Here is an 11,704-nt window from a genome sequence, read left to right on the forward strand (position 1 = left end):
GTTTAACCCCAAACGAGTCAGAGAATAGATACTGGCTTTACTATAAAACTGTGGCCAATAAGACTTGACCACTACACCTGGCATAACAGCGGTATTTTTAATGGGCATGTTTTCCAAGCGCACCACGTCGACCGGTGCATTGGCGGCGGCAATAGGTTCGGCAGTATTTTCAGTGATGTTTAAGCTATTTTGGCCAGCTTTACCGTTTATGGATCGTATCGGATTAGTATTTTTACTGTGTATTGCACTGGCGACGCTGATGTCTTATCGAGGTATCAAGGACGAGACAAATAGCTCAGTTAATCTTGATGAAATTACTTTTGCTACACATCGTAGCTTTAACATATCCGCCATTATCATCGTGATTTTATTAGTCATACTTTACAGCACTTGGTGGTAAAAAAAATGGCGTAAATCTAAGAAGATTTACGCCATTTTTTACTGATAACGTTACTTGAGTGCACTGGTAAATCACCCAAGTGCTAACAACGGTTCAAAGTGTTAAAAGGCGGACATATCACTTTTTCCTACCCTTTTACTTAACCAAAATGAGTGCACTGAAAAACGCTATGCTCTGTATTGAATCTGTTAAGACTCGTTTAGTTGAAAGAACACTGTCCAAATGAACGTCACCTTGGAGCCATTTTTAGCCCAAAGGTGCGTTAATGAAAAGCATTGCTATTGATACGTTCTTTTTACCCAACCAACCAAATACCAGCAATCAGCTGTATTCTTAGATTGCCTGATAGCGGAAATCTCTTCAAGGTTTTTAAGGCTGGTTTCTAATTCGGCTTCGGTCAGCGCGCTGCGCTCGTAACGAACCAAGTGAGTATTGATTTTAGTCAGTAAATCTTTACCACTTGTGGTGTTGGTGCGCCGTCCCCGAACAAACCACATACACCAAATAACCATTGCATCATTTTCACTTAAGGTTACATCTTGCACGTCACTGATTTGGCGTAGCAACTCAATAAAGGCAAAAATACCTAGCCAAGGTTCGCGTTTATTTTGCATGCCTGGCGGGTGTGTTTTAACAATCTGGTCAATCAACGTATTAATACTAAGTTTGATATTACCCGGCTTTTCAGTTTTTATTGTTTTGGATATGTCCTCAGAGCCTTCAACTGCAATGGGTTTTTTAGGCGGTCTGACCAAAATAGAGGGAGTGAGTGTTGTATTGATAAAATCATCAGTTGAATCAGGCTCTATACCCATTTTTATCAGTGAAGTACGTAGCAATACGTTAACTTCCTGTTGTTTGTTATTGGCCACCTCATAGTTAGGTTCCATTTACATACCTCCTATTCATTTTTATTTTAGTTTGCTTTACCAGCGACGCTCACGAACCTTAAGCTCCTCAATAAAGGAAACCGACCACTGGAAATAAGGGTTGGTTTACACTCTTTTTTTGGGGGAATAAAAGATTAATTCCTTTGTAAGCGATAACGCTCTCTTTAACAGGCCTTCATAAGTGGTGACAAGCCGCTATACACTGAATGCCTTATTGACCCTTTAAGCTTTCGTTTGTTGAGATATGTTACCACAAAAACGACTGCAAATCTTTTCCAAGACGAGTTTTGTGGGGTATAGAGGGGTTATTAGGCAGCACTTTATAGCGAAATTAGGGTTATTTATTAGCCGAAAAACACTTTGTAATAATCGCTTTAATATTACACTCAATCGGCCGTTCTAAAGTTGTTATTCAACGCTCTAGGCAAACCAATCTCACGGATGACTAACAGATGGGTTTGCAGCAAACACGCTATTTTAAAACTAAAAATAAAAATTCTAAGACGTTACCTTACTTGGGATTTTATAAATATTATCAACAATATATGATTGTTTTTTCACTAAGAGCCAGAACGTAATAGCAATAGCGCCCATGCATAGTTGAATTATGCCTAAACTTAAAATTAGATTCTGCGGATTCAGCGTCACTAAAAACATACCTAAGGAGCCAGCGAGCATCGAGCAACATTGTATAATCGCTACTGCTGAGCCCGTATCCGTTTTTTGTTGATCCAACATTAAATTTGTACCTGGTACCCGGCTCATAATTACCATTATTGTTACGGGGGCGACAATACAGCCGAATACCCAGGGCGATGTGCTTCCTATAGTAATGGTTAGTAGTCCACAGATAATCAGCACTGCAAAGCTTGAGGTAATGATTTTTGTTACTGAAATGCGTTTAGACAAAAACATATATATGCGTGGTGCAAATGAGGCACAAAACGCATTGATACCAAATGCATAACTGAACATTTTCTCCGACAATCCAAATTGATCGATGTAAATATAAGACCCCGCCGCTAAAAAAGCCATAAACGCCATGGGCGTGATTGAAAAAATAGCCAGCAATTTCACAAAATGTGGATTTTTTAACACGGTTCCCAAACGCCCCCATGAGCGTAACACCGAACCGAGATAACGGTTTTCAAGTGTTTCCCTATAGAAAAATGCAAATATCATCGACATAGCGCCAAATATCGCTAATAAAAAGAACATTAGGTGCCACGAGCCATACTGTAATAACAGTGCGCCAAGAACAGGTGCGACCATAGGTGCAATGATCACCAAAGACATGATAGTGGCGATGATATTTTCTCGCTCACGGCCGTCATACAGATCTTTTACGATGGCAGTTGCAACAACTGTTGCGGCACTACCGCCAAACGCTTGAATCAGTCGAGCGCCGATAAGCATTTCCACCTGATTTGATAATCCACATAACACGCTGCCCACGATATATATGCTCAACCCGACCAGCATAATAGGTTTTCGACCAAATTTTTCGCTTAACGGCCCCCAAAAAAGTAAACCAATCGCATACACGATAAAGTAAATACTCAACGTTAGATTAACTAAGGCGTGACTGGTATTCAGTTTATCGACCATGCTCGGTAATGCGGGGAGATATAAATCAGTCGTTAAAGGAGGAAAGGCACTTATCACCACTAAAAACAGCAATGTGCCTGTTTTACCTAAAAAAGGTTGTTCTGTTTTCACACTATAATTCCAAAATGATACGCTTTCACTTAATAACTTGGCGCGGAATATTCTTCAATCGCACTATTAACAGCAGTAAGAACCGACATAGATAAAATCTGTCCGCTTTGCCTTGGACCAAGCGTTTCGCTTTAAAGGCAATAAGAATAAGCACTGTTTAGCGGTTTACCATCGATACGGCGGCCAACAGAGCGAGACAGATTAGTCTAACAACTGGCCCAACTGCGCATAAGATTATGGTATACCCCAGTCAGACGCTTTACTTCCGGGTCGTTACTGCCAAGTTCTACCGTTAGGTTTTGTATAGATTGGTCTAAATCAAACAGCATACTGCGCTGATCATTACTTCTGACCAAGCTTTCTATCCAAAAAAATGAAGCAGTTCTAACACCTTTAGTCACGGGATTAACTTGATGCAGACTATTGGCCGGATACAGAATGACACTACCAGCACTAAGCTTAATTTGTTGCAAACCGAATTGAGTTTCAATGCTTAATTCGCCTCCGTCATAAGAGCGAGGCTCAGATAAGAACAAGGTCGCAGAGAGGTCGGTACGCAACATTTGATGGCTACTAGGGATAGGCATCACTGAACTGTCTACATGCAAACCGTAGTGTTCGCCCCCTTGATAACGATTAAATTTGGGCGGATAAATTTTATTCGGCAGCGCTGATGACATAAAAAGCGCATTACCTGACAACTTACGAATAATATTATTCCGTAATTCCATCGCCAACGCGCTGCTGTCATCTAATTGCTGATTGTATTTCACTTTTGAGGCTTGGCTGCCTGCTGTGTGTTTACCGTCTAGCCACTGACCTTTATCTAACGATTGGGTAAATTGACTTACTTCTTGTTTGGATAATAGATCTTCAATTACGGTTAACATTAGGCTCTCTTTATACAGGCTGTTTTGATCAATAATAAGTATCGCGATGAAGACTTAAGGGTTATGTTCGTTTTGCTCGTAAGCAATTAATTTATCTAGTAAATTACTTATAACTAGAACGATGATCTGTTACGCCCTAGCACAGGGTTAAAACTACTATTTCAGCGTGCATTTTTAAAGCATTTTTTCATTTGCATATAGCGACAAGGCTAATAAATGCAATCAAGAGTAATATCGTTAATGGTTTCACACCCTGTTAGGGCCATCGCAAGTTCTAGCTCTTGTTGCAGCAAGGTTAAGCTATGCGCCACACCTAACGCCCCGGCAACCGCTAAGCCATTTAACACTGGGCGACCAATAAGTACGCCATTTGCACCCAACGCAATAGCTTTAAAAATATCGGTTCCCCGGCGAATGCCGCTATCAAGTAAAATAGATAACTTATCGCCTACGGCATTTCGTATGGGCGGCAATAAATCAATGCTCGGAGCAAGCCCATCTAAGGTTCGCCCACCGTGGTTTGACACCACAATACCTGCACAACCACTTTGTGCGGCTAAAATCGCATCTTGCGGATGACTAATACCCTTTATCCAAACAGGTAATTTAGTGTGTTGACGCAGCCATTGTATGTCATCCCAATCAGGTGCGTCGGCCATCAAACCATTTAACAACACGCTTTGCCCGGGAGATAACGATTGCGTTTTCGAAGTGGGGTAATTAACCAAATTGGCGGCCACCACACTTGCTGGTAAGCTAAAACCTGCCCGCTGCTGACGGTTGCGTAAACCACTAACAGGCGCATCAACTGTCACAACTATGGCTGTATACCCTGCATTTTCAGCCCGCCTGATAAGGTCTAAGGTATGTTCTTGATCAGGCTGCATATATAGCTGAAACCATTTGGCCGTTTGCTGCTTTGCCGCGATATATTCAAGTGGCACAGTGGAAAGAGTACTGGTAAGCATACCCATATTAACCGCATTAACGGCTTCAACAGTGGCCAGCTCACCTTCTGGGTGCAACAAACTCTGATACGCTAGAGGCGCCACTAGCATAGGCCAAGCGAAGGTGTCTGCACCTAACGTAATAGCGGTAGTGCCCTTGGTAAATTTGCGCAATACGCGCTTATTCATACCGATAGCGTCAAAGGCACTTCGATTCCGATTTAAGGTTATGTCGTCCCCTGCCCCGCCAGCTATATATTCATAGATGCCGTGAGGCATATAATCTTTAGCCAGGCGCTCATAATCGCATATAGCAATCACGTCTGCGGGAATTTGGCTGAGTTTGGGTAACACGTAATGATTTTCGTTCATGGTCAAAGATTAACCTAAAAAGAAAAAGGGAGCACGTTGAAAAACAACCTACTCCCTTGATTAACTTACATAAAGTGTAATGAAACGTTTTTAGCTAACGTTAGAACTCGTAGGTTAGGGTAAGTTTTGCATTACGGGCTGCACCAATGTAAGTAAATGCACCGCTGCGATATGCTGCTAGGTAGTACTCTTTATCGGTAACGTTAGCTACATTTAAACGTAAGTTTAACTGCTCGTTAAAGGCGTACGTTGCGAACACATCAAATGATGTGTAACTCGGTACTTTATATGAGTAATCGTTAATATCTGTGTTAAAGCCTGCGCCTGCATCAGGTTGGCCCGCATATAATTCACTTGAATAGGTCATCGTGCCGCCAAATGAAATCGCATCGTTTGCTTGATAACGCAACTGCCAGAAGGCGCTGTTATCTGCGAAGTTACTTAACGTTCTGCCTACACTATCAGTATCAAAAGATTCAAGAACTTCTGCATCCATAAAGGAGACACCGAATTGTGTGCTTAGCTTTTCTGTAATGTTACCCACCACTGAAAACTCAGCCCCTTTTACGCGATTTTTGCCGGTATTGAGGGTACCTATGTTGGCGTAGTCGTCATCACCAATACTTTCCATTACATCATCTTTGGTGATTTGGAAGATAGCTGCCGTAATAAGCAGTTTATCGTTGAATACGTTCCATTTAGTGCCTAGTTCGAAGTTTTCAGTATCTTCTGGTTTGCTGTCAGTCACTTGCTGAGGATCACCACAAATACCGCCGTAACCACAGTTACCGCCTAAATCAGACTCACCGCCATTAATGTTGCTAGAAGTACTGTAAGTTAGATAAACATTGGCGTCTTCGTTGATGTTATATACTACTCCCACATGGCCATTCCATAGCGTGTCTGAGTAATCATAGGAAGTGGCTTCACCGCGGCTGGTCACGACGTTATCATAATCAAAGCTGTCAGCACGTACACCGGCAAAGACAGACCAAAAATCGTTAATATCAATGGTGTCCATCAATGACACAGACACAGTATCAATTGAGTAATCAGAGTCCTGGGCGCCTTTGGTAATACTGCGGCCCATCACACTGTTGATGTCATCGATATAGTTTCCGCTTGCGTCTACGATACAATAACCTGGTGAAGCGCCACCGCGACCTGATGTTATACAGTTGGTATCGCCAGTGTTTTCTACATTATAAACACCGTTGTCAACATCAAGAGCACTGTACTCAGCGCTCACTACAAAATTATGCTTTAAGCCGCCTAAGTCGCGGGTTAAATACACATTCAATTGATCTGCGAAGTAATCAACTTCTTGCCAGCCTTGGTGGGTACTTAGGCTAACAGTCGCCGCTCCGGGTGCATCTAGGTCAGTTGCGTCACGGTTAGTGCCGCGTGCACCGGTCGTAACATAGCCATTGTCAGTTGTACCGTAACGCATCATGTTTTCAACACGAGTGTTGCTGTCTATTTCGTATTGTGCACGCAAGGTGAAGGTGTTAATTTCTGACTCTAAAAAGTCTTGTCCGTCTTGGGTATACACTGGCAAGTCATGTACTGGCTTACCACCATTTGGCACAATATAGGTACCAAGATCAGGGGTGTCTTCAGCTTTTAAGTAGTAATAATCAGCAGTCAATTTAAGCTTATCAGTAGCCTGATAAATCGCAGACAATGCTAAACCGTTACGCTCTTGATCAGCAGGGCCACGGTCAGGCGTTTCCTTGTATGAATGCAATATATTTGCACGCACAGCAAGTTCGTCATTGATGCGTTTATTGCTATCAAGGGCAATACGACGATAGTCGTCAGTGCCTAAACCACCTTCTAACTTATTAAAGTCGTATTCAGCGCTCGCTTGTTTAGTGATACTGTTAACCGCGCCACCTGTTGAGCCGCGGCCAGCAAATGTAGAGCTTGGACCTTTGGTAATTTCAACTTGCTCTGTGGCAAAGCTTTCACGGGTTGTCATGCCTGGGTCACGTAAACCATCAACAAACACATCACTGCGCGCTTCGTGGCCGCGAATAATATAACGATCGCCAAAAGCGTTACCGTTTTCACCTGTGCCTAGGGTAATACCTGGCTGGGCAGCAAGAATTTCTTTTAAATCGGTTTTACCTGACTCTTTAATCTGGGTTTGCGTTAATACGCTGATAGTTTGCGGCGTATCTGCTAGTTCTTTCACGTGACGTGAGTCGCCAGAAACTTGCGCTTTATATGGCGCACCAGCTTGGGCATAGGGGTTAGTATCAACCGTACGCTCTTCAATTTGCATGGTATCCAATACAATTGGCTCATCTTCTTGTGCCATCGCCATCGGGCTTAGCAACATACCTGGAATGCTTAACGCTAATAGAGTCTTGTTAGTTTTAACGTTAGGCGAGCGCAAGCTCAATGGCGCCGAATGACAGGTTGTTTTTCTACTCATGGGTAACTATTCCTTAAATGCTGAGTTGGTGATAAGTGAATATTCAATGGGAATAACTAACGTGATGCGCTCACGTTTAATTGAATTGGGTACCAGTGGCAATGGATTAGCTTTTTGCAGCATGTCCAAAGCGGCTTGATCAAGTTCGGCTGAGCCTGAGCTCTGTTTAATGCTTGAAGCTAAAACGTAACCATCACGATCAATAGTGAATTGAAGATGTACAACGCCTTCAATTTTTTGCTTTTTAAGCTCTTTCGGATAAGTCTTATACTCTCTAAGATGAGCTTGTAATTCAGCAAAGAAACTTTGCGCATTACCTGCACGGCCACCAGAACGACGTGAGCTTGCACTTCCTGTTCCTCGGGTTGTGGCTTTTTGCGCTGCAGGTACCGATGTATTGTCATTAATTGTTGTGTCGTTTGATTGAGTCGTCGTATCCGGCGTATTTTCGTGCTCAAGGGCTTCAACTGCTGTTTCAGTTGAAGTGACAGGTTTAGCCACGCTTGATTCTGGCGTTGGCATAATTACCTTTTGAATCGCGTTTTCGGCTGAGACTTGCTCAACAACAGGTACTTCCACCGTTTCAGTTGCTGGTGCGGCTTCAGGTTTTGGCTGAACTAGTGGTTTTGCTTCAGGTACCTTTTCGATGACAGGTTTGGGCTTAGCTTGGGCTTTAGGCTTAATTACCGGCTTCGGCTTAGGTTCGATAATAGGATTAACTGGCTCATCTTGTTGTTGCGACTCAACTAATTCTTGATCTTGGTACGCCCCGAGCATACCTAACCCCACCTCAATACCGTCTTGGCCTTCTCCAAGCGCACTTCCCTGCATCACCTCAGGTTCAATCGACAATGCCGCGAATACCGCTGCGTGCATCACGAATGCAATCGCGATAGCCACCACCCACTGACGTTTATGTCCAATAGGACTAAGTACCGGAGAGATTAAAGTACCCACTGACTTAGCTTCATTGGCGCCAACTATTTGGGCTGTATTATTTTGAATGGCAACACTCATCAACTTGGCTCTGTCGTTAAGGTGAATAAGTTGATGGTGCTAAAACCTGCGGTTCTAAGTGCCTCGAGCACTTTATCTAATTCTTTATAAGTCACGTGTTTATCGGCTCGTACCGCTACATTCGCTGGATGTTCTAACAATAGATTGGTTAAAGCATTGGGCAGAGAGTCAAAGCTGACAAGTTCATTATTTAAATGAATTTCGCTATCTTTGGATAGCTGCAGGGTAATCGGCTGAGTAATAGCAGACTTTGCATGGCTATTCTTCGGCAAGGTTAAACCCGCATCATGAATTTGCTCAATTTTGCCCGCAATCATGAAAAATATAAGCAACAAAAACACAATGTTGATAAGTGGAATAAGGTTATCGTCAGAGTTTGCTTTACGTCGTGGGCGAGATAGTTGATTGAATACATTCATTATTCTACGCTTCCTCTACTGGCCGACGATTTACCTAACGTCACTTGTGTAAACCCCAAAATTTTCATACGAGAAAGCGCGTCGACAATCGCTTGAACTTGCGTATCTGGTGCAGGTTGTAAAACGGTCGGAAGTGAACGATCAAATAAATTACCTAGGGTATCGTCACTCAGGTTAGCGCTAGCATTTGATTTACCCACAGCAGATAAATAACCATTTTCACTTAAGTGCAAAAACTGCGGCTTAGTATCTGAGATAGTGCTAGCAGCTAAGCTTGATTGCATTTCAACGGCACTAAATTTTGTAAAAGACGAAGTCAACATAAAGAACATTAACAAGATAAACACCACATCAATCAATGCCGTTAGGCTAATGCTTTGTTTACGTCTTTTTGGCATAACCAAACTTGACATAATGCTTACTCAGCACTCTGTTTAGAAGAAGTGTGATGGGAGCTGTTTAGTCCCGTTTTTTTGCCAGCTGGTTGCGCACTAATACTTGCATATAGAGTAAATACGCGTTGTAGATCGTTTTGAATCGCTTGAGCCTCTACTTCCGCTTTACGCTCGAAGTAACTGTTAAGCATGGATACCGGTATGGCCACGGCTAAGCCCACGGCAGTGGTAAGTAGCGCTTGCCAGATCCCCCCAGACAACACCGCCGGATTTACCTGAGCGCCCGCAGACTCCATAGCTTTAAATGCCTCTATCATGCCTATCACCGTACCAAACAAGCCCATTAGTGGGGCTAAAGTGGCGATAACTTCTAAAATACGTAGATAACTATTAAGTTGGCCAATGGCTAATTGTGCTTGGCGATAGACTTCGTCTTTGATGTCATCTATTGATAGAGATGATTTATCGATTAATTGAACAGTACTGCTGATCAGTGCCGCGCGATAATTGCGTTGCCCGTTTACCAGTAACAATGCTTGGGCATGTTTGCCTTGTTGTAAAAATCCAAAGGCTTGTTCAATAGCATCAGCAGGTTTAGCGCGAGTACTATGAAACTGCCATCCTTTGAGCACGGCTACACTTAAGGCGATCACTGAAAGGCTAATTAATAGCCACACCACCACTCCACCATTGACGAGTAATTCAATCACTGCAACATCCTAATAACAATCTAAATGAGAACGATTATCACTTTATAGATTATTGCGATTTAAGGCAACCTTTTATTGAACTACAATGCTCATTTATTGTCGTTTTTATAATATTTTCATTGTTCGTTAGGTATATTAAAAGGTGATATATAGTGAGTTAAATATAATAAAGCAGCAGTAAACATTGCAAAACGCATTAATGGCAGGGTAAACGAAAGTAATGATACTCACTAGCAATACCAAATTAAGGGAGTTAAATTGACCATGCAGGACGTTTAAAAAGGCTACCGAGTAGTTATTATTTACACCAGTGGGTATCCACTGACGTGACAAAAGCCATTTAAAGGGCTAACAAGCATACATTTTCACATTGTTTTATTGACTAATAATTCCTGCAGCGGCAAAGGCAAATAATGACGTAATTTTTGAGTCACCGCTTGCTCATTTTTTTGCCAGATGATGCCAAGATAAACGATAGCAAAACCTAATAGGGTTAATATAATCGGGAATAGCCAACTATCGCTGAACACATCGTAAGCCAAGTACCCTATGTAACCGCAGACCCCAAATGCACCAAATATGACTAACACACGACGTACCAATACTATGCCTATACCCATCATAAGTAGGTTTACACAGCAATATAGAAACTTAGATAATTCACTGGTGGACTCCTGCATAGTCAAGCCCCCCCAAAACGCTATCGCACCGAGTAAATACAACCAAAATGCATAGTCACCTGAATGTCTAGACCGTATATCAACCCAAAATGCTAAGCCCAACATAAGTAGCCCCACATACATAGATACCAGTGCTCGCACTTCATATTCAGGGCGCTCACCTGTCAGCATGACGGCTAGGTCCATCGACAAATACCATAACGTTACGGCTATCGGCATTACCAAAAAAGGATATTTATAAATTTTGGCCAATATTACGCCTACCACCACCGTACCAAGTTCCATATATAACCAATGCCACTGGATATAACGATGATAATCCTGATAACTGTCGTTGCCTGGCCATACGCCTAACGCGTGTTGCAATCCGAAAATTGCCAGTGGTGTCAATGTAACCACAAATGTGGCGCAGATCCCTGCGACAACCGATAATCCCTGTCGCGTAAATCGATTAGTTAATAAAATCCCCGCTATGGCATAAATAGCGCAAAGTCCGACGACGCCTATACCACCGAATGACTCCCATCCTAAGTTCATAAAAACCGTCATTGCGCCGATGGCAATTAGACCACCGAAGTAATACATTAAGTGAGTAAAATCAAACTTTGCTTCGCCCTCAGGTAACGCCAATATATAAGCATTTAACCGATGGGCCTGCTCTGAGGTCAAAATCCCCTCGTCTACCGCCATATTTAGTTGATGATCGCTAATCCGCATTCCATTTGCTCCTCTAAATGACGGTATATTTTAAATTAAAACCGAATTCGCTAACGTTGACTTGACCCCCAGTGGCCAATCAGCATTATGCTTAAATGTATCTTAACG

At 42.5% G+C, this 11,704-nt stretch carries 11 protein-coding genes; 1 reads left to right on the plus strand and 10 read right to left on the minus strand.

Translation table 11 applies throughout. The annotated features are described in order from the left end of the window. Nucleotides 1-100: 100 nt before the first annotated feature. Entirely contained in the window at nt 101-400 is a 300-nt protein-coding gene (locus GQS54_RS12030; protein WP_205967740.1) for a hypothetical protein, read from the plus strand. 278 nt (nt 401-678) lie between these two features. Here the strand turns inward: GQS54_RS12030 and GQS54_RS12035 are convergent, their stop codons facing one another. The 10 genes from GQS54_RS12035 to GQS54_RS12080 all read right to left on the minus strand — a co-directional run bounded on the left by GQS54_RS12035 (nt 679) and on the right by GQS54_RS12080 (nt 11,596). After that, nucleotides 679-1,290, minus strand: coding sequence for a hypothetical protein (locus tag GQS54_RS12035; protein WP_166424234.1), 612 nt, complete (start codon nt 1,288-1,290; stop codon nt 679-681). Between the two features lie 498 nt (nt 1,291-1,788). After that, nucleotides 1,789-3,009, minus strand: a complete 1,221-nt coding sequence (locus tag GQS54_RS12040) for a multidrug effflux MFS transporter (RefSeq protein ID WP_166424235.1) — start codon at nt 3,007-3,009, stop codon at nt 1,789-1,791. A 206-nt stretch (nt 3,010-3,215) separates the two neighbouring features. Beyond that, a complete protein-coding gene (locus GQS54_RS12045; RefSeq protein ID WP_166424236.1) occupies nt 3,216-3,899 on the minus strand; it encodes a Fe2+-dependent dioxygenase in 684 nt (227 codons plus the stop codon). Between the two features lie 209 nt (nt 3,900-4,108). After that, entirely contained in the window at nt 4,109-5,218 is a 1,110-nt protein-coding gene (locus tag GQS54_RS12050) for an alpha-hydroxy acid oxidase (protein WP_166424237.1), read from the minus strand. A gap of 100 nt (nt 5,219-5,318) precedes the next feature. After that, a complete protein-coding gene (locus tag GQS54_RS12055; protein ID WP_166424238.1) occupies nt 5,319-7,658 on the minus strand; it encodes a TonB-dependent receptor in 2,340 nt (779 codons plus the stop codon). 6 nt (nt 7,659-7,664) lie between these two features. After that, nucleotides 7,665-8,675 (minus strand): energy transducer TonB, encoded by a 1,011-nt coding sequence (locus GQS54_RS12060; RefSeq protein WP_166424239.1) that lies wholly within the window; start codon nt 8,673-8,675, stop codon nt 7,665-7,667. Further along, complete coding sequence (locus tag GQS54_RS12065) at nt 8,675-9,094, minus strand: biopolymer transporter ExbD (RefSeq protein ID WP_166424240.1); 420 nt, start codon at nt 9,092-9,094, stop codon at nt 8,675-8,677. The genes GQS54_RS12060 and GQS54_RS12065 overlap by 1 nt, the downstream gene beginning before the upstream one ends. Further along, nucleotides 9,094-9,507, minus strand: a complete 414-nt coding sequence (locus tag GQS54_RS12070) for a biopolymer transporter ExbD (protein WP_166424241.1) — start codon at nt 9,505-9,507, stop codon at nt 9,094-9,096. Before GQS54_RS12070 ends, GQS54_RS12065 begins: the two co-directional genes overlap by 1 nt. A 5-nt stretch (nt 9,508-9,512) precedes the next feature. Then, nucleotides 9,513-10,199, minus strand: a complete 687-nt coding sequence (locus GQS54_RS12075; protein ID WP_166424242.1) for a MotA/TolQ/ExbB proton channel family protein — start codon at nt 10,197-10,199, stop codon at nt 9,513-9,515. A gap of 365 nt (nt 10,200-10,564) precedes the next feature. Continuing rightward, nucleotides 10,565-11,596 (minus strand): DUF2157 domain-containing protein, encoded by a 1,032-nt coding sequence (locus tag GQS54_RS12080; RefSeq protein ID WP_166424243.1) that lies wholly within the window; start codon nt 11,594-11,596, stop codon nt 10,565-10,567. Between the last annotated feature and the right edge of the window lie 108 nt (nt 11,597-11,704).

Source organism: Paraglaciecola sp. 20A4 (assembly GCF_011378905.1).
Classification (GTDB): Bacteria; Pseudomonadota; Gammaproteobacteria; order Enterobacterales; family Alteromonadaceae; genus Paraglaciecola.